We start from the raw sequence: 19,395 nt of genomic DNA, 5'->3' as shown, positions 1-19,395 counted from the left end.
CTTGAAACAGCGGTGAAACCGCTTTCGTTGCTGAACAGAAATGAACAACGACGGCTGAACAATTGAACAATCGAACCGTTGACAATGAACAATAGTGAACAACACTCTACGCACTGTTCACGCCCACTGTAGGAGCCGGCTTGCCGGCGATGGCGCCCTCAAAATCGCCATCGCCAGCAAGCTGGCTCCTACAGGGGCGTGGCGTGTCAGAACCATCATAAAAACAATAAAAGCTTGCTCAGAGATCGACTGCCATGGCCGCACCTGCCTCGCCGCTCTCCCACGACTCCATCATCCAGGACTCCTGGTCCCGTTGCCGCGCGTTCGGGCTCGATCATCAGAGTGCCCCGGCATTCGACCAGCTACCGGCGGCGGACATCGCGCAGTTGCTGGAAAGCCAGCATTCATTGGTGCAGACCACCCATCAGGAGGTCCTGCCCTATTACGAAAACATCCTCAGCAATTCCAATTGCCTGATCATGCTCGCCGACAATCAGGGCCAGGTCCTGACCTCCTGGGGCACCCAGCGCTTCATCGAGCCGAGTCTGACCCGCGGCTTCAGCGCCGGCGCCAGCTGGATGGAGCGTTGCAGCGGCACCAATGCGATCGGCACCGCCCTGGCCTGTGAGCAGGCGGTGCACATCGAGCACGATGAACATTTCCTCAAGGCCAACCGCTTCATGACAGGTTCCGCCGCGCCGATTTTCGATGCCGAACGCAAGGTCATCGCGGTGCTGGACGTGTCCAGCGACAGTTACCTGCCGCCGTCCCACACCCTCGGCATGGTCAAGATGATGAGCCAGACCGTGGAAAACCGGCTGATCCTCAACCTGTTCCACGGCCAGCACTTTCAACTGACGTTCAACACCGGGTTGAACAATCTCGACAGCCAATGGGCCGGTCTGTTGATTTTCGATGAGACCGGCCAGGTGCTCTCAGCCAATCGCCGCGCCGACAATCTGCTGGGCATCAGCCTGTCGCGGGTCAGTGTCGAAAGCCTGTTCAAGGTCTCGTTGCTCGAACTGCTGAATCAGCCGGACGGCCTGCCCTTCTCCCTCCAGGCTTCCGGGCGCAACCGCTTCCAGTGCCTGTTGAAGCGGCCGAAACAGGCGCCGATCCAGGCAAGAATGTTCGCCGAGCCCGCCGTGGCGGCACCCGCACCCGCCGCCATCAGCCTCAATACCCTGCATTTCGGCGACAGCCGTGTGGAAAAAGCCGTGCGCCAGGCCGAGCGCCTGCTGGAGAAAGACATTCCGCTGTTGATCCACGGCGAAACCGGGGTCGGCAAGGAAGTGTTCGTCAAGGCGCTGCATCAGGCCAGTTCGCGCAGCAAACAACCATTCATTGCCGTCAACTGTGCAGCGATCCCCGCCGAACTGGTGGAGTCCGAGCTGTTTGGCTACGAGAAAGGCGCGTTTACGGGTGCCAATCAGAAAGGCAGCATCGGGCTGATTCGCAAGGCCGACAAAGGCACGCTGTTTCTCGATGAAATCGGTGACATGCCATTGCCAACCCAAGCCCGGCTATTAAGGGTGTTGCAGGAACGCTGCGTGCAGCCGGTGGGCAGCAGCGAGCTGTTCCCGGTGGATATCCGCATTATCTCGGCGACCAACCGCTCGTTGCGCGAGCAGGTTCAGTTGGGACGGTTTCGCGAAGACCTGTATTACCGGATCGGCGGCTTGACCCTGGAATTGCCGCCGCTCAGGGAACGCAGCGACAAGCAGGCGCTGTTCAAACGCTTGTGGGAACAACACCGTGAACCCTCGCAGTGGGCCGGGTTGAGCCGTGAGGTGCTGGAGTTGTTCGGCCGTCATCCGTGGCCGGGGAATTTAAGGCAGGTCAGCAGCGTGATGCAGGTGGCGCTGGCCATGGCGGAAGAGCAACCGGTGCGGCCGGAGCATTTGCCGGATGATTTTTTTGTCGATCTGGAGATGGAGCCGGTGGAGGTGGATGAGCCGTTGGCGGTTGATTTGAATGATGTGGAGGATTTGAATCGGCAGTTGCAGGCGGCTGGGGGGAATATTTCCCATCTCGCCCGGCGGTTGGGGGTTAGTCGCAATACCCTTTACAAGCGGTTGCGCCAGTCGGAATGATGGGGCATCCGCAGCGGCGGCGCCCGGTTTGAGACCATTCGCGGGCAAGCCTCGCTCCTACAGGGACCGCGCCGTTCGCCAACACCGTGAACGACGCGGTCCCTGTAGGAGCGAGGCTTGCCCGCGAAGACGTCAGCCCTGTCACCGCTGAATCAATCCCACCCCAAAAACAAAAACCCGCACAAGGCGGGTTTTGTTTGTAACAAACGCAGCAATCAGTCAGCCAGACGCCAGGTCGTACCACCCTTGCCGTCTTCCAGCACCACACCCATCGCGGTCAGTTGATCGCGAATACGGTCGGATTCCGCCCAGTCCTTACCCGCACGTGCCGCCAGACGCGCAGCAATCAGCGCATCAACCTCAGCCGCATCAACCCGCCCTTCGGCACCGGCCTGCAGGAAGTCATCGGCCTCAAGCTGCAACACACCCAGCACGCTCGCCAGCTCTTTCAGACGCGCCGCCAGACCCGCCGCCGCATCAAGATCGCTCTCGCGCAGACGGTTGATCTCGCGAACCATCTCGAACAGCACCGCGCAGGCTTCCGGCGTGCCGAAGTCGTCGTTCATCACCTGAGTGAAGCGCTCGACAAAAGCTTCGCCGCCAGCAGGCGCGACAGTCGGCAGGCCTTTCAACGCGTGGTAGAAACGCTCGAGTGCGCCTTTGGCGTCCTTGAGGTTGTCTTCCGAATAGTTGATCGCGCTGCGGTAGTGGCTCGACACCAGCAGGTAACGCACGACTTCCGGGTGGTACTTTTCCAGCACGTCGCGAATGGTGAAGAAGTTGTTCAAGGACTTGGACATCTTCTCGCCATTGATGCGAATCATGCCGCAATGCATCCACGCGTTGGCGTAAGTCTTGCCGGTGGCCGCTTCGCTCTGGGCGATTTCGTTTTCATGGTGCGGGAACTCAAGGTCGCTGCCGCCGCCATGAATGTCGAAGGTCTCGCCCAGGCAGCAGGTCGACATCACCGAGCACTCGATGTGCCAGCCCGGACGACCGTCGCCCCATGGCGAAGGCCAGCTCGGCTCACCCGGCTTGGCGCCTTTCCACAGCACGAAGTCCAGCGGGTCCTGCTTGGACTCGTCGACTTCGATCCGCGCGCCGATGCGCAGGTCTTCGATCTTCTTGCGCGACAGCTTGCCGTAGCCCATGAACTTGGCGACGCGGTAGTACACGTCGCCATTGCCCGGTGCGTAGGCGTAACCCTTGTCGATCAGGGTCTGGATCATGGTCTGCATGCCAGCGATGTGATCGGTGGCCCGCGGTTCCATGTCCGGCTTGAGGATGTTGAGGCGCGCCTCGTCCTCGTGCATCGCAGTGATCATGCGCTCGGTCAGCACGTCGAACGGCTCGCCGTTCTCCTTGGCCCGATTGATGATCTTGTCTTCAATGTCGGTGATGTTGCGCACATACGTCAGGTTATAACCGCTGAACCGCAACCAGCGGGTCACCAGGTCAAACGCGACCATGCTGCGGCCGTGGCCAATGTGGCAGTAGTCGTACACGGTCATCCCGCAGACGTACATGCGCACATTGTTGCCATCCAGCGGTTTGAATACTTCTTTGCTCTTGGTGAGCGTGTTGTAGATCGAAAGCACGTTAGAGGTTCCTTGAATCACTGGCCCCACGAATCACGCAAGGTCACGGTACGGTTGAATACCGGAGCACCTGGTTTCGAGTCCTTGATATCCGCGCAGAAGTAACCTTCGCGCTCGAACTGGAAACGGTCTTCCGGCTGTGCATTGCCCAGGGAGGGTTCAGCACGACAACCAGTGAGTACTTGCAGCGAATCAGGGTTGATGTTGTCCAGGAAACTGGCGCTGTCTTCGGCCTTTTCAGGGTTCGGCGAGCGGAACAGGCGATCGTACAGACGCACTTCGCACTCGACGCTGGCCGCGGCCGGCACCCAGTGAATCACGCCTTTGACCTTGCGGCCTTCAGGGTTCTTGCCCAGGGTTTCCGGGTCGTACGAGCAACGCAGTTCGACGATGTTGCCATCGGCGTCCTTGATCGCTTCGTCGGCACGGATCACATAGCTGCCGCGCAGACGCACTTCGCCGGCCGGTTCCAGGCGCTTGTAGCCTTTTGGCGGCTCTTCCATGAAGTCATCGCGGTCGATGTAGATTTCACGGGCGAACGGCAGCTTGCGCACGCCGAGTTCTTCTTTCTGCGGGTGACGAGGCAGTTCGAGGTGATCGATCTTGTCTTCCGGGTAGTTGGTGATCACGACTTTCAACGGACGAAGCACGCACATGGCGCGCGGGGCGTTCGCGTCGAGGTCCTGACGGATGCTGAACTCAAGCATGCCGAAGTCAACCACGCCGTCGGAACGGTTGGTGCCGATCATGTCGCAGAAATTGCGGATCGACGCCGGGGTGTAGCCACGGCGGCGGAAGCCGGACAGCGTGGACATGCGCGGATCGTCCCAGCCATTGACGTGCTTCTCATCGACCAACTGCTTGAGCTTGCGCTTGCTGGTGATGGTGTAGTTCAGGTTCAGGCGGCTGAACTCGTACTGGCGCGGGTTCGCCGGCACCGGCAGGTTCTCGAGGAACCACTCGTACAGCGGACGATGGCTTTCGAACTCCAGGGTGCAGATCGAGTGGGTGATGCCTTCGATGGCGTCCGACTGACCGTGGGTGAAGTCGTAGTTCGGGTAGATGCACCACTTGTCACCGGTCTGGTGGTGATGCGCATGGCGGATGCGATACATGATCGGATCGCGCAGGTTCATGTTCGGCGAAGCCATGTCGATCTTGGCCCGCAGCACACGTGCGCCGTCCGGGAACTCGCCGGCACGCATGCGGGCGAACCAGTCGAGGTTTTCTTCGACGCTGCGATCACGGAACGGGCTGTTGCGGCCCGGCTCGGTCAGCGTGCCACGGTATTCCTTGGCTTGTTCCGGGCTCAGGTCGTCAACATAGGCCTTGCCGGCCTTGATCAGTTCAACGGCCCAGTCGTGCAACTGGTCGAAATACTGCGAGGCATAGCGCACTTCGCCGGACCATTCGAAACCCAGCCATTTGACGTCGCTTTCGATGGCGTCGATGTATTCCTGGTCTTCCTTGGCCGGGTTGGTGTCGTCGAAACGCAGGTGGGTGACGCCGCCAAACTCCTGGGCCAGACCGAAGTTCACACAGATCGACTTGGCGTGACCGATGTGCAGGTAGCCGTTGGGCTCAGGCGGGAAACGGGTGACGATCTGCGTGTGCTTACCCGAGTCCAGGTCCGCCTGGATGATCGGGCGCAGGAAATTGACCGGCACGGCAGGGCCGGTCTTGGAATTCGAGGTAGGGTCGACAGTGGGCTTGCTCATAGGATCCTTGAACGTACAAGTGCGCGGCCGGAACACGGGCCTGATAAAACAAAGCCGCTATCATAGCCGAAGCCGTCAAGTCGCTGACAGTACAGGCCCGAAAACGGCTGCATTTAATCGGATGCAAATGAAAAACAGCCTCGAAATTGGCGTCTGTCGCGCTAAACTGCGCACCTTGGCCGACATCGGCCGGACCGGTTGAGGGCTCGACAGCCCTGAAACCCACGAATTCCCAGAAAGAGTACCGATCATGACCCAAGTCAAACTGACCACCAACCACGGCGACATCGTCCTGGAACTGAACGCTGAGAAAGCCCCGATCACCGTGGCCAACTTCATCGAATACGTTAAAGCCGGTCACTACGAAAACACTGTTTTCCACCGCGTCATCGGTAACTTCATGATCCAGGGCGGCGGTTTCGAGCCAGGCATGAAAGAAAAGAAAGACAAACGCCCAAGCATCCAGAACGAAGCCGACAACGGTCTTTCCAACGACAAATACACCGTCGCCATGGCCCGCACCATGGAGCCGCATTCGGCTTCCGCCCAGTTCTTCATCAACGTCGCTGACAACAGCTTCCTGAACCACAGCGGCAAGAACGTTCAGGGCTGGGGCTACGCAGTGTTCGGCAAAGTGACCGCCGGCACCGACGTTGTCGACAAGATCAAAGGCGTGTCCACCACCTCCAAGGCCGGCCACCAGGACGTACCAGCAGACGACGTGATCATCGAGAAAGCCGAGATCATTGAGTGATATTGCTGATTTCAGACTTGCATCTGGAAGAGGAGCGCCCGGACATCACCCGGGCGTTTCTGGATTTGCTCGCCGGACGCGCCCGCTCGGCGAGTGCGTTGTACATCCTCGGCGACTTTTTCGAAGCGTGGATTGGCGACGATGCCATGACGCCCTTCCAGCGTTCCATCTGCCAGGCCCTGCGCGACCTCAGCGACAGCGGCACGGCGATTTTTCTGATGCACGGCAATCGCGACTTCATGCTCGGCCAGGCCTTTTGCAAACAGGCCGGTTGTACGTTGTTGAAGGATCCGAGTGTCGTGCAGTTCAACGGCGAGCCGGTGCTCTTGATGCACGGCGACAGCCTCTGCACCCGCGACGAGGCTTATATGAAGCTGCGTCGTTACCTGCGCAACCCGATCACCCTGTTCATCCTGCGCCACTTGCCGTTGCGCACCCGCCATAAACTGGCGCGCAAACTGCGCAGCGAAAGCCGTGCGCAGACGCGGATGAAGGCCAATGACATTGTCGATGTCACGCCGGACGAAGTGCCACGGGTGATGCAGGCTTATGGTGTGAAAACCCTGATCCACGGGCACACCCATCGCCCGGCCATCCACAAGTTGCAGATTGGCGAGCAAGCGGCCAAGCGCATTGTGCTGGGGGATTGGGATCGCCAAGGGTGGGCGTTGCAGGTGGATGAGAGTGGGTTTGCGTTGGCGCCGTTTGACTTCACCCCGCCGCCAGCGTTAACCAACAACACAAATCCCCTGTAGGAGCGAGCCTGCTCGCTCCTACAGGGACTGTGTTTCCTAGTGGCCGGAGGCCGCGGGCCCGGCCTTTGCCGCGAACGGCGGTTTCGCCAGCCATACCAGCACGATCAACCCCATGAACGCCCACCCCAGCAAAGTGAAGTAATCCACGGTGGAGAGCATGTACGCCTGGCTGGTCAGCACATGATCGAGCTGCGCATACGCCGGGTTGTTCGCACCGCCCAGCGCATTCAGGGCCTCGCGGGTCGCCGGTTCGTAGGTGCTGATGCTCTCGCTCATGTAGGCGTGATGCTGATCCGCCCGGCGAATCCAGATCCACGTGGTCAACGACGCCGCAAAACTGCCGCCCAGGGTCCGCAGGAACGTCGCGAGGCCCGCGCCATCGGCGATCTGGCTCGGTGGCAGGTCCGACATCAAAATGCTCAAGGTCGGCATGAAGAACAGCGCCACGCCAATGCCCATGAACAACTGCACCAGGGCGATGTGCTGGAAGTCCACCTCGTTGGTGAACCCGGCGCGCATGAAGCAGCTGAGGCCAATCGCCAGGAACGCCAGGCCCGCCAAAAGCCGCAGGTCGAACTTGTGCGCGTACTTGCCGACAAACGGCGAGAGGATCACCGGCAGAATCCCGATCGGCGCCACCGCCAGCCCGGCCCACGTTGCCGTGTAGCCCATCTGCGTTTGCAGCCATTGCGGCAGGATCAGGTTGATGCCGAAGAACCCGGCGTAACCCAACACCAGCACAATCGTGCCGATGCGGAAGTTGCGATACGCAAACAAGCGCAGGTTGACCACCGGGTGTTTGTCGGTCATTTCCCAGATCACGAACACCGCCAGCGCAATCGCGGAAATGGCCGCGCCGATGAGGATGAAATTCGATTCGAACCAGTCGAGGTCGTTGCCCTTGTCGAGGATCACCTGCAACGCGCCGACACCGATGATCAACGTGATCAGGCCGACGTAATCCATTGGCTGATAACTGGTCACCACCGGCCGCGCCTTGAGCTGCGAACGCACCACCATCACCGCGAAAACCCCGATTGGCACGTTGATGAAGAAGATCCACGGCCAGCTATAACTGTCGGTAATCCAGCCGCCCAGAATCGGCCCGGCAATCGGCGCCACCACCGTGACCATCGCCAGCAACGCCAAGGCCATGCCGCGCCTGGCGGGGGGATAAACCGCGATCAGCAGCGTCTGGGTCATCGGGTACAACGGCCCGGCCACCAGACCTTGCAACACCCGAAAGCCGATCAGCTCCGGCATCGAGGTGGAAATGCCGCAGAGAAACGAAGCCAGCACAAACAGGATCGTCGCCCACAGAAACAGTTTCACTTCGCCAAAGCGCCGACTGAGCCAGCCAGTCAGCGGCAGCGCAATCGCATTGCTCACCGCAAACGAGGTGATCACCCAGGTGCCCTGCTCCGAACTCACGCCCAGGTTGCCGGAAATCGTCGGCAACGCCACGTTGGCGATGGTGGTGTCGAGCACTTGCATGAAAGTCGCCAGCGACAGGCCGATGGTGCTGAGCAGCAGGCTGGGCGGGGTGAAAGACGCGTTATTGCTCATCGCGAATCCTTTGAAACCTGATGGGCGCTGCGCCCATTAAAGACGCAGCTGACCGTGTAGGAGCGAGCTTGCTCGCGATGGTGGTCCAGACAACACGGGTTTCCAGACAGCCCGCGTTTTCGTTGACATCCATCGCGAGCAAGCTCGCTCCTACAGGGTCGGTGTCAGCGTTGCGCGGTTTTGCTGACCGCGGCGCTGTTGTCGTGGATCAACTGCGTGATCATCGCGTCGGCCTCGGCCAACTGACGGTCATAGACGCTGGTGCTGAACGACGCCTTTTGCGGCGGCTGTTGCGCCAGCACCGGGCCGCTCTGGTCGCGCAGGTTCACATCGACCTGAGTCGACAGGCCCACGCGCAACGGGTGCTTGGCCAGTTCTTCGGCGTTGATGTGAATCCGCACCGGCACACGCTGGACGATCTTGATCCAGTTCCCGGTGGCGTTCTGCGCCGGCAGCAGGGCAAACGCGCTGCCGGTGCCAGCGCCGAGGCTGTCGATGGTGCCGCTGAATTTCACGTCGCTGCCGTACAGGTCTGCCTGGATATCCACCGGTTGGCCGATGCGCATGTCGCGCAGTTGGGTTTCCTTGAAGTTGGCGTCGATCCACAACTGATCCAGAGGAATGACGGCCATCAGCGCGGTGCCCGGCTGAACCCGCTGACCGAGTTGTACCGAGCGCTTGGCGACGTAACCGGTCACCGGTGCAATCAGAGTGCTGCGGGAATGGTTCAGGTACGCCTGGCGCAGTTGCGCGGCGGCCGACATCACGTCCGGGTGCGACGACACCACGGTGTCATCCACCAGGGCGCTGGTGGTTTTCAGTTGCTGTTTGGCGTTGGCCAGGGCGTTTTGCGCCGAGGTCAGGTCATCGCGAGCGTGGGACAGTTCTTCCTGGGAAATCGCCCCGCCCGCCGCGAGATTTTTCCGGCGATTGAAGTTGTCCTGGGCCTTCTGCACTTCCGCCTGCTGGGCGTTGACCTGGGCTTTCATGCCGTCGACATTGCTGTACAAGCCGCGTACCTGACGCACGGTGCGAGCGAGGTTGGCCTGGGCACTTTGCAGACCGACTTCGGCGTCGTTCGGGTCGAAATTCACCAGTACCTGGCCTTCATGAACCAGGTCGCCGTCATCAGCGCCGATGCTCACGACGGTGCCGGTGACCAGCGGCGTGATTTCCACCACGTTGCCGTTCACATAGGCGTCGTCGGTGCTTTCGTTCCAGCGCCCGAAGAATTCGTGATAGCCCCAGACGCCGACACCGGCAAGGACCACCACGATGGCCAGGACCACCAGCATGACTTTGCGTTTGCGCGGGTTGCTGGTGTCCTGCGGGTTGCCGGAGGTTTGTGTGTTTTGTGCAGTGGCCATGACCATTACCTTGAATTAGTTGTGCTGCGTGGCTGGGGTTGCGTTGGCCGCGGTCAGGGTTTCACCCTGAAAACCGCCGCCCAGCGCCTGCATCAGTTGGATCGACAGGTCGATCTGCTCGGCATTCAGGTTGGCCAGCTGACGCTGGGCCTGGAGCAATTGCTGCTCGATGCTGAGCACGTCCAGGTAGTTGCCGATGCCGGAACCGTACCGCTGGACCACGGTGTTGTAAGAATCCTGGGCAATGTCGGTGGCGTGCTGCTGAGCGCCGATCTGCCGGCCGATGTCACGCAACTGATTGATGGTGTCGCTGACATCACCGAGGGCTTTCACCAGGCTTTTGTTGTACTGCGCAACGGCGAGGTCGTAATCGGCGTCGCGGGCATCGAGGTCGGCGCGCAGGCGGCCGCCGTCGAAAATCGGCAGGGAAATGGTCGGTGCGATGTTGAAGAAACGACTGGCCGGACCGAACATCGCGTCGCCTAGCAACGATTCGGCACCGGCCGCCGCGCTGAGGTTCAGGTTGGGATAGAACCGGGTCTTGCCGGCGTCAATGTTCTTGCTCGCCGCCTCGACCCGCCAGCGCGCGGCCACCAGATCGGGACGACGACCGAGCAACTCGGCGGGCAGGACCGACGGCAATGCGACGGCGCTGGACTGAAGAATCTTCGGCCGGGCGATTTCGTTGCCGCGATCCGGACCTTTGCCAAGCAAGACCGCCAAGGCGATTTTCGCGCTTTGCAGGCGTTTCTCGGCGTCGATCAGGCTGGCTTCAGACGTGGCTTCCAGGCTTTCGGTTTGCTGGAACTGGTACTGGCTGTCGATCCCGGAGCTCAGGCGACGCTGGCTCAGGTCGAGCATTTGCCGGGTACGCTTGAGGTCTTCGTTGGCCAGGTCATAAACGATGTGCGCCTGCCCCAGATCGCTGTAGGCGCGGGCGACGTCGGCAGACAGCGTCAACTGCGCGGCCTGCTGATCGACTTCGGCAGCGCGGGCCTGGCCCAACGCGGCTTCCCAGGCGTCGCGCTGGCCGCCCCAGAGGTCGAAGTTGTAATTGAAACTGGCGCCGATGTTGCGCACGGTCGAGTAGGCATCGCCCTCGCCTCTCGGGTCTTGATCCCGGGCCAGACGCGAACGGCTGACGCCGGCGCTGGCATCGAGGGTCGGCATCCGCGCAGCGTCGGCGGCATACGCAGCGGCACTGGCCTGATGGGCGCGGGCGTCGGCGATCTGCATGTCGGGGCTGTCGTGCAGGGCTTCGCGAATCAGACCGTCGAGCTGCGGGTCGCCGAGGCTTTTCCACCAGTCGCTTTTCGGCCAGGCCGCAGGCGACAGGGTCACGCCGCTGAGTGATTGCCCGGCCTTGAGGGTTTTCGCATCGAGGCTTTTACCTTCGGTGGTCAGGCCGCTGTAGCTGGCGCATCCGGCCAGGGTCATGGCCGCGAGCACCAGGCTCAGGCCGGCGCGCAAGGTTTTGCTGCTCATTTGTCACCTACCCGCAGCAGCGTGATCGAGTCACCGGCTGCCACCAAAATTTTCTTCAGGATCTGTTCCAGGGTTTTCAGCTCATCCGGAGTGATCGCACCGGCCAGTTCGTTCATCGCGTCGGCGCCGATCACCGGCAAGCGGTCAGCCAACTGCTGGCCTTGCTCAGTCAACACAAGCTGCACCTGACGGCGGTCCGCTTCGGAGCGTTGGCGGGCGAGGAAACCTTTCTGTTCCAGACGATCGAGCATGCGGGTCATAGAGCCGCTGTCGAGTGACAAGTGCCGGCACAGCTCGGCCGGGGTATCGACGCCGTATTGGGCGATGATGATCAGCACTTTGAACTGCGCGGCGGTGATGCCGTGGGGTTCCATGTGCGTGTCGATGATCCGGTCCTTGAGCAGCGCGGCGCGCCCGAGCAGGAGACCGAGATGGCAGTTCTTGAATTCGTCCGGGGTGAAATGTTTCATCTGACCACCAATTAGCTGCCTAGGCAGAGAATGTATGTCGAGATGTTACTGCCTAGGCAGCCAATGTCAACGTAATAGTTAGGTTGCTTTGTATTTGATGGATAAATGGTGTGGATTTTTGTGGTGAACACGCTGACGCCATCGCGAGCAGGCTCGCTCCCACATTGGTTCTGCGGTGTACACAAATCCACTGTGGGAGCGAGCCTGCTCGCGATGGCAGCGACTCGGTTTGGAGAGGACGGGGTTTAGAAATCCCGCTTGTAGAAGATATCCAGCGAACTGGCCACGCCACCCGCCGCTTCGAGGTACACCTTCTTGCTCAGTTTGTAGCGCAGGGCAATGGTGTTGGCCGGCTCAAACACGCCAACGCCATAACGCAGGCTGAGCTTCTCGGAGATATTGCCGCTGGCGACCACACTTGTCGTATTGCCGCTGCCCTCGGTATCGAGCTGGAAATCCTGAATCCCCAGATCGCTGGCCAGTTTGCCGGTCACCCCGGCACTGCCCATCAGGCCCAACCCCAGCGCGGCCTGCGCCAGCATGTTGTTGTCTTCACCGGTGGTGCTCAGCGGACGCCCGAGCACCAGATAGGACAAGGCCTGTTCCTGGCTCATCGCCGGCTCGGAGAAGATCTGCGTGGTCGGCTGCTCGGCGCTGCCGCTCAGGCGAATACCGGCGATGACGTCGTCGGTCTGGCGAATCGCCTCGATGTCCAGGTACGGCTGATCGATCGGGCCGGCAAACAGCAAGCGCGCCCGGCGCACCGTCAGCCGCTGGCCGTAGGCCCGGTAACGCCCGTCGTTGAGCCACAGCTCGCCGCGGGTGTCCATGTTGTCGCCAATGTGCACGTGCCCTTGCAGGTTGGCGGTCAGGCCAAACCCGGCGAAGCTGAGTTTGTCTTCGCCGACCGCCACGTCGATGTCCATTTTCATCGCCAGCGGCGGTTTGCCCTCTTCGGTCTGCGCGCCAATGATCACCGTGTCATCAGAAACCTTGACCGTCGATGGCGGCAACTCGCGCACGGTGATTTCGCCTTTCGGCACCAGCACTTTGCCAGCGATGGCCAGCTCGTCGCCCTTCATCGAAATCTTCAAGTCCGGCGCCACTTCGAGCTTGGCGTACGGTTCGACAGTGACCGGCAATTGCGTGCCTTTGAGCGCCAGGTCCACCACCAGCGCCTGCCCCCAGGCGATGCTGCCGGTCAAGCTGCCCTGCCCGCTCTTGCCGCTTTTCCAGCCACCGTTCAACTGCACGGTTTCGCCGGCGATCAGCGCTTGAAGCTGCAATGCTTCAAGGTCCATCGGCAATTCAGGACCGGAAATCTCGCCGTCGCTGAGCAACAGGTTGCCGTTGACCAAAGGCGCCAGCAGCCCACCGGAAATCGTGCCGCTGCCATTCAGGCGTCCGGTGAGTTTCTCGACCATCGGCACAAACGGTCGCGCCACGGACAGGTCGAGGCCATTGAGGCGGAACGCGCCGGTCAGCGGCTTGTTCTTCGGCAATGGATTGATCTGCGCCTGCACACTCAGTTCGCCGAGCTTGCCGCCGACGAAGTTGAGGTCGGTGTCGATGCGCTTGGGCGTGAGTTTGCTGGTGAGTTTCAGGGTCTGGTAGGGGAAGTCCAGCCACTGATCCTTTTCCTTGATGCGCAGGGTGCCGCCGCTGGCATCGAGGCTGATCTGGCCGTTCGGGCCGCTGGCCGGCAGGTCCAGTTGCACATCGGCGTTGAGCCGGCCCTTCCAGGCGAAATCCTTCGGCAGCCATTGCGCAAGGCTTTCAATCGGGAATTGCTTGAGGTGATAACGTAACTTCGGCTCCGGCATCAGGCGCTGGTCTTCACCGCACAAACTGGCCGGGCCGGACATCCAGCAATGGGCGCCGAAGTTGATTTTGCCGTCCGCCAGCCGTTCGAGTTTCGCCGGGTTTTGCAGCTTCCAGTCCTGGCCACCGGCCTGAATATCACCGCTGGCCAAACGTCCGCGCCAGTTGCCTTTGTCCAGATTGCCGTCGAGGCCCAGGGCCAGTTTCAGTTGCGGGCCTTGCAGGTCGAGCGTCAGTTTCTGGTTTTTGATATCGCCCTGACCGCTGGCCGTCAGCGTGCCCAGCGACATGTCGCCGGCCTGAATGCCGCTGCCTTTGAAATCGATTTTCGCCCGTTGCGCACTATCGAGCGTGGCGTCGAGGTTCAGGCTTTGCAGGCGATTGCCTTCGAACGCCAGTTGCGTGCCTTGCAGCCCGAGCTTGCCTTGCGGTGCCTTGAGCGTGCCGGCGACATCGACGCGACCATTGAGCTGACCGCGCAGTTGCGGCCACAGCTGCGCCAGGCGCGACAGCTTGATGTCGATCTGGCCGGCGAGTTTCTGTTGCAGGCTGCCTTTGCCGGTGATGCTGTTGTCACCGAGGCGGATTTGCAGCGCGCTGAGGTTCCATTGCTCGCCGCTGCCATCAGCCTTGGCTTGCAGGATGGCCGGCTGGCCACGCAGCTTGCCCTTCAGATCAAGGTCCGCGTTCAGGCTGAGTTGTTCATTCTTCATCTCGCCTTTGCTGCGCAACGGTCCGGCCAGGGTGCCCGGCAATTCCGCGACCCAGTACGCCGGGTTGATCGCCGACAGGTCCAGCGCGGTGTCCCAGGCGATGCCATCGGCAAACTGCAGGTTCAGGTGGCCTTCGGCCTTGCCCTGCCCGGCTTCGAGCTGGATTTGTTGCAGGTAGATTTTCGTCAGGTCGCCGGCGAACGGGCTGCTCAGGCTGAACGCCCCGGCCGGGCCATCCAGTGCAGCCTTGAAGTTGCCGAGGTATTTGCCGTCGGTGTAAGAGACTTCGCCGTTGAAGCTGCGCAACGCCACTTCAGGTTCGTCGATCAGCGGATAGAGCCGGTGCCAGGGGAAATCCAGCCAGTCGATTTTCGCCGTGGCGTTCAGGCCTTTACTCCAGTCCAGAACACCCGTGAGTTTGAGACTTTGCTTGTCGTTGGCGGTCAGGTCCAGCGCGGCGATCTGCGCGCCGCTGGCGTCGACTTTGCCTTGCAGCATCAGTGCAACCGGGCCTTGCTCGGCAGGTAGCGTGGCGTTGCCGCGCAACTGGTAGCCGTTTTTCAGGTCGCCGTCGCCGGTCAGTTCAAGCTGATTGAGTTGCAGGGTGTCTGGCAAATCGGCGCTGGGCTTGAAGCCATCGGCGGTGATCCGCACCTTGGCCGGCAGGTTGTCCACCAGCGGCTTCAACTCGCCGGTCAGTTGGCCGTTCAGGTAACCGCTGCTGTCGGAGGTGAGCTTCAGGGTTTTCAGCAGGTCGCCGTTGATTTTCAGCGTCAGCGCCCAGGGCTCGGGCGCCGGCAGGGTCAGTTTGCCTTCAGCCTTGAGCGGCCAGTTGCCATTGGGTTGCAGGAGGCCGGACAGATTCAGGCTGAGGTCGTCGCGTTGCAGTTGCACCGAGTCGATCTGCATCCCCTGCTCGGTCCAGTGCGCCGCCAGTTGCAGGCCTTTGAGTTCTTCGCTGCCGTTGAACAGCAAGCTGCCGACCTGCACGTCGCCCAGCTCGATGGCCAGTGGCAATTTCAGATCCGGCAAGGTGATCGGTCCGCTGCTCTGCTCTTCAGGGCCCGGTGGAAATTGCAGGCTGACCTGATCGGTTTTCAGTTGCTCGATGCACAGGGCCATGCGCGTCAGGCACAACGGCGACCAGGCGAAAATCACTTTGCTCAGTTCAACCCGGCTGGTGCCCTGCTGCCAGACCAGATGATCGGCGCTCCACTGACCGCCCAGACGGCCCTGGAAATTCTCGACCGTCAAACCCGGCACAAAGCCAAGCGCCCAGCGGCTGCCCGTCGCGGTGCCCAGCACCGTGGTCACGGCCAGCAGCACCAGCATCAGCAGCGCCAGAATCGTCAGCAGCGTTATTTTCAAACCACGCTTCACAGCTCAGGCCCCATGGAAAAGTGCAGTCGAATACCGCCGTCGTCGTCCATCGCGTGGGCCAGGTCGAGACGAATAGGCCCCACCGGTGACACCCAGCGCACGCCGATACCGACGCCGGTCTTGAGATCGGGCAGTTCGAGTTTGTTGAAGGAATTGCCCTGGTCGACGAACGTTGCGACCCGCCATTTTTCGGCGATGGAATATTGATACTCGACGCTGCCGGCAATCATGTAGCGGCCACCGATGCGGTCGCCGTCGGAGTTTTCCGGGGACAGGCTCTGATAGTCGTAACCGCGAACGCTCTGATCGCCACCGGCGAAGAAGCGCAGCGACGGCGGCACCGATTTGTAGCCATTGGTGGCACTGCCACCCACCTGCACCCGACCGAGGAAACGGTGTTTATCGAACACCGTGGTAAGGCCTTTGACCAGCGCGGTGCCGTAAAGCAGGTTGTTGTCGGAACCCAAGCCTTCCTTGGCCACTTTGCTTTCGAACTGCAGTCGATAGCCGTTGTGCGGGTCGATGCGGTTGTCGCTTTTCAGGTAGGAATAGCTGACGCCGGGCATCAGCAGATTGCTCAGCCCCGAGTCATCGCCGAGTCGATATTCTTCGCGCTGCCATTTCAGCGACACCACCCGCTGCCAGCCGCTGGGCAACTTGCTATGCCATTCGGGGCCCAGGGTCAGCAGTTTGCTCAGGCTGTCCTTGTCGGCGATTTCTTCGCTCTGATAACCACCGGCGAAACGCAGTTTGTCGGTCAGCGGCGGGTCCAGCGGAATGTCGTAGAACAGCCCGACGTTTTGCCGTGGCGCCGAGACTTCGGTTTCCCAGCCATAGCTGTGGCCTTGAGGGTTGACCCAGTGCCGGGTCCAGTTGGCCTTGACCCGAGGGCCGACGTCCGTGGAATAACCCAGGCCGAGGCCCATGGTCCGCGGCTTGCGGGTGTCGAGCTTGACGTCCACCGGGATCACATCGTTCTTGGACGCCGTCGGCGCGGCGTCGACGCGCACGCCTTCGAAGTACCCGCTTGCCTGCAGATTCTGATTCAGTTCGGCGATCAGTTCGGAGTCATAGGGCTCACCCGCCTTGAACGGCACCATGCGTTGCAGCAACTCTTCGTCGAACGGCGTATCGCCTTCGAAACTGACTTTACCCAAGGCGTAACGCGGGCCGCTTTCGTAGATCAGTTCGATGTCGGCAACGCCGGCTCGCGGGTCGACCGCGAGTTTCTGCCGGGTGAAATAACCGCTGAAGAAACCGTAACGCGAGGCCTGGTTCTGGATCAGACGCTTGGCGTCTTCGTAGCGGCCATGATTGAGCACCGCGCCGGTTTTCAGCGCATTGCTTTTGGGCACACGAAAGGCTTTGAGGGAGGCCGCAGGGCCGTCGATGCGAATAGTCACATTGCGCAAATGCACAGGCTCGCCGGGATCGATGTTCATGACCAGGCGCGGTGTCTTGCCGCCCTTCACGTCCGTGTCGACCTGTGGCTGGTAATAACCCAAGGCCTGGGCGGCCTTGCGCGCCTGTTCTTCGGCGCCACGACTGAAGCGCAACAAGGCCTCCTCGTCACGATCGCCGAGGCTGCCGATATAGCCCTCTATATTGGCCTTCAGTTCATCGTTGGACGGTTTGATCCGCACATCCAATTCACTTTGCGCCAGCGCCGCGCAGCTGGTGATCAGCATCAGCACGCCGCTGGTAATTCTTCCTGGAAACTTCATAGGCGCGGATGCTATCACGAGCGTGGGAGCGTGATAGAGCCTCGCGCCCCGCGAAAGTTCTACCGTTTTATGCCGTGGCGGTTTGCAGCACCTGTGGGTTGGCGTGGAAAAACACGTGCTCGCGGATCGGTCCTACCGCCACTTCACCGATTTCCTCGTAGCCCTGACGTTTATAGAACTCCAGATAACGCGGGTTCCCGGTATCGAGGACTACACCCTGGGAATGTTCATCGACCGCGCACCAGTTATGGACCGCCTGCAGCAGTTGTTCGCCGAAGTGCTTGCCCTGAAATTGCGGGTGAACCCCCAGCAATGGCAGCAGGTGCACCGAATCGGACGGCACGCAGGCCATCACCGCGTCGTGGTATTCGAGGTAGCGGCGAGTGCAGCGAAACCCGGTGCTGAGCACCATCCGCAGGCGCCACGCCCAGCTTTCGGTAATGCCCAGGCGTCGTTGCGGCGGCGCGATCAGCGCGATACCGATCAAGCGGTCGTTGACCAGCAGGCCGATGGCCGGCAAATCCTGAAGAAAGTGTTGCTTGACCAGTTCCCGCACGGTGGCGCGCACCCGTTGTTCATAACCGGGGCGTTCGGCTTCGAAGAGGTAGCCGAAGGTCGGCTCGTGGCGGTAGGCCTGGTACAACAGGGAGCGGGCTTCGCGGGAATAACCGCTGTCGAGCATGTGGATATCGGCGATGACGGTCGAGGTTTCGGGCATAACGGTCATTCTCCCCGGCGCGGCTCGGGTGGCTGCGCTCTTATTGGTACGAGCGTGTAGGTGGCTTCACAGTTCCCCAGACAGGTATAGACCAAAGTCAGGATCTTCATCGACTGAACTGGCCTCTTCGCGGGCAAGCCTCGCTCCTACAGGTTCTATGTCTGCCGAATTATTTGGGTACGACACAAAACCCGTAGGAGCGAGGCTTGCCCGCGAAGAGGCCATTACTGCCTATGCAAATCTGACGGACAAAAGCGAATCCCCTCACCCCACACTGGCCCCAATCCCACAGGTCAGCTAGCATCGCCCTTTTGCCAGGACTGCCGACCATGAAGATCGTCTCCTTCAACATCAACGGGCTGCGTGCTCGTCCTCATCAGCTGGCGGCGCTGATCGAAAAGCATCAGCCGGACGTGATCGGCCTGCAGGAAACCAAGGTCCACGACGATCAGTTCCCGCTGGCCGAGATCCAGGCGCTGGGCTATCACGTGTATTTCCATGGGCAAAAGGGTCACTACGGCGTTGCCCTGCTCTCTCGCAAGGAACCGCTGGAACTGCACAAAGGTTTCGTCACCGATGAAGAAGACGCCCAGCGCCGCTTCATCTGGGGCACGTTCGCTGATGCCAATGGCGTGCCGGTGACGATCATGAACGGCTATTTCCCACAGGGTGAAAGCCGCGACCATCCAACCAAATTCCCGGCCAAGGAACGTTTCTACAACGATCTGCAGCACCTGCTGGAAAGCCAGTTCAACAACGAACAGCCGCTGGTGGTGATGGGCGACGTGAACATTTCCCCGGAAGACTGCGACATCGGCATCGGCCCGGACAACATGAAGCGCTGGCTGAAAACCGGCAAATGCAGCTTCCTGCCGGAAGAACGCGAGTGGATGGCCCGCCTGAAGAACTGGGGCCTGGTGGACAGCTTCCGCCATCTGAACCCGGACGTGGCCGACCGATTCAGCTGGTTCGACTACCGCAGCCGTGGCTTCGAGGATGAACCGAAGCGCGGGCTGCGGATTGACGTGATCATGGCATCCCACGGCTTGTTGCCGCGAGTGAAGGATGCCGGCGTGGATTACGAACTGCGCGGGATGGAAAAACCGTCGGACCACGCGCCGATCTGGCTTGAGTTGAGCTGATCCCCCGGCTCAACGCAGCTCAACTGTAGGAGCAAGCTTGCTCGCGATAGCGGACTGTCAGCCAACTTAGATGTTGAATATCAGCCCCCTT

The 19,395-nt window shown here is 60.9% G+C and carries 13 protein-coding genes; 4 read left to right on the top strand and 9 right to left on the bottom strand.

Annotation, left to right across the window (positions count from 1 at the left end; genetic code table 11):
- Positions 1–254 precede the first annotated feature (254 nt).
- On the top strand, positions 255–2,093 hold the full coding sequence (locus tag KGB24_RS10150) for a sigma-54-dependent Fis family transcriptional regulator (RefSeq protein ID WP_223415101.1): 1,839 nt from the start codon (positions 255–257) through the stop codon (positions 2,091–2,093).
- A gap of 215 nt (positions 2,094–2,308) precedes the next feature.
- Here KGB24_RS10150 and cysS read toward each other — a convergent pair whose 3' ends face one another.
- Both cysS and KGB24_RS10140 read right to left on the bottom strand, forming a co-directional pair.
- Positions 2,309–3,691 carry a cysteine--tRNA ligase gene (gene cysS, locus KGB24_RS10145; RefSeq protein ID WP_008032770.1) on the bottom strand — a complete coding sequence of 461 codons (1,383 nt, stop codon included), beginning with the start codon at positions 3,689–3,691 and terminating at the stop codon, positions 2,309–2,311.
- 17 nt (positions 3,692–3,708) lie between these two features.
- Positions 3,709–5,409, bottom strand: coding sequence for a glutamine--tRNA ligase/YqeY domain fusion protein (locus tag KGB24_RS10140; protein ID WP_223415100.1), 1,701 nt, complete (start codon positions 5,407–5,409; stop codon positions 3,709–3,711).
- 250 nt (positions 5,410–5,659) lie between these two features.
- Here KGB24_RS10140 and KGB24_RS10135 point away from each other — a divergent pair, with 250 nt between their 5' ends.
- Positions 5,660–6,163 (top strand): peptidylprolyl isomerase, encoded by a 504-nt coding sequence (locus KGB24_RS10135; RefSeq protein ID WP_008032775.1) that lies wholly within the window; start codon positions 5,660–5,662, stop codon positions 6,161–6,163.
- A complete protein-coding gene (gene lpxH, locus KGB24_RS10130; protein WP_223415099.1) occupies positions 6,160–6,918 on the top strand; it encodes a UDP-2,3-diacylglucosamine diphosphatase in 759 nt (252 codons plus the stop codon). Before KGB24_RS10135 ends, lpxH begins: the two co-directional genes overlap by 4 nt.
- Before the next feature lie 36 nt (positions 6,919–6,954).
- Here lpxH and KGB24_RS10125 read toward each other — a convergent pair whose 3' ends face one another.
- From KGB24_RS10125 to KGB24_RS10095, 7 genes are all read right to left on the bottom strand, one after another.
- The gene (locus tag KGB24_RS10125) at positions 6,955–8,484 is read right to left on the bottom strand and encodes a DHA2 family efflux MFS transporter permease subunit (RefSeq protein WP_008032779.1); all 1,530 of its coding nucleotides are present in this window, start codon (positions 8,482–8,484) and stop codon (positions 6,955–6,957) included.
- Positions 8,485–8,648: 164 nt separating this feature from the next.
- Complete coding sequence (locus tag KGB24_RS10120; protein ID WP_008045127.1) at positions 8,649–9,851, bottom strand: efflux RND transporter periplasmic adaptor subunit; 1,203 nt, start codon at positions 9,849–9,851, stop codon at positions 8,649–8,651.
- A gap of 15 nt (positions 9,852–9,866) precedes the next feature.
- Complete coding sequence (locus tag KGB24_RS10115) at positions 9,867–11,336, bottom strand: efflux transporter outer membrane subunit (protein WP_223415098.1); 1,470 nt, start codon at positions 11,334–11,336, stop codon at positions 9,867–9,869.
- Positions 11,333–11,806 (bottom strand): MarR family winged helix-turn-helix transcriptional regulator, encoded by a 474-nt coding sequence (locus KGB24_RS10110; protein WP_008032787.1) that lies wholly within the window; start codon positions 11,804–11,806, stop codon positions 11,333–11,335. The genes KGB24_RS10115 and KGB24_RS10110 overlap by 4 nt, the downstream gene beginning before the upstream one ends.
- A 245-nt stretch (positions 11,807–12,051) precedes the next feature.
- Complete coding sequence (locus KGB24_RS10105) at positions 12,052–15,720, bottom strand: translocation/assembly module TamB domain-containing protein (RefSeq protein WP_223415097.1); 3,669 nt, start codon at positions 15,718–15,720, stop codon at positions 12,052–12,054.
- Complete coding sequence (locus KGB24_RS10100) at positions 15,717–17,444, bottom strand: autotransporter assembly complex protein TamA (protein ID WP_223415096.1); 1,728 nt, start codon at positions 17,442–17,444, stop codon at positions 15,717–15,719. The genes KGB24_RS10105 and KGB24_RS10100 overlap by 4 nt, the downstream gene beginning before the upstream one ends.
- Before the next feature lie 67 nt (positions 17,445–17,511).
- Positions 17,512–18,162 carry a GNAT family N-acetyltransferase gene (locus KGB24_RS10095; protein ID WP_008032790.1) on the bottom strand — a complete coding sequence of 217 codons (651 nt, stop codon included), beginning with the start codon at positions 18,160–18,162 and terminating at the stop codon, positions 17,512–17,514.
- A gap of 329 nt (positions 18,163–18,491) precedes the next feature.
- On the opposite strand from KGB24_RS10095, the gene xthA reads away from it, so the two are divergent.
- The gene (gene xthA / locus KGB24_RS10090; RefSeq protein ID WP_008032791.1) at positions 18,492–19,304 is read left to right on the top strand and encodes an exodeoxyribonuclease III; all 813 of its coding nucleotides are present in this window, start codon (positions 18,492–18,494) and stop codon (positions 19,302–19,304) included.
- Positions 19,305–19,395: the final 91 nt, after the last annotated feature.

This window comes from Pseudomonas sp. BF-RE-25, from assembly GCF_019956105.1.
Lineage (GTDB): Bacteria > Pseudomonadota > Gammaproteobacteria > Pseudomonadales > Pseudomonadaceae > Aquipseudomonas > Aquipseudomonas migulae.
This window is presented reverse-complemented; position numbering and strand designations above follow the sequence as displayed.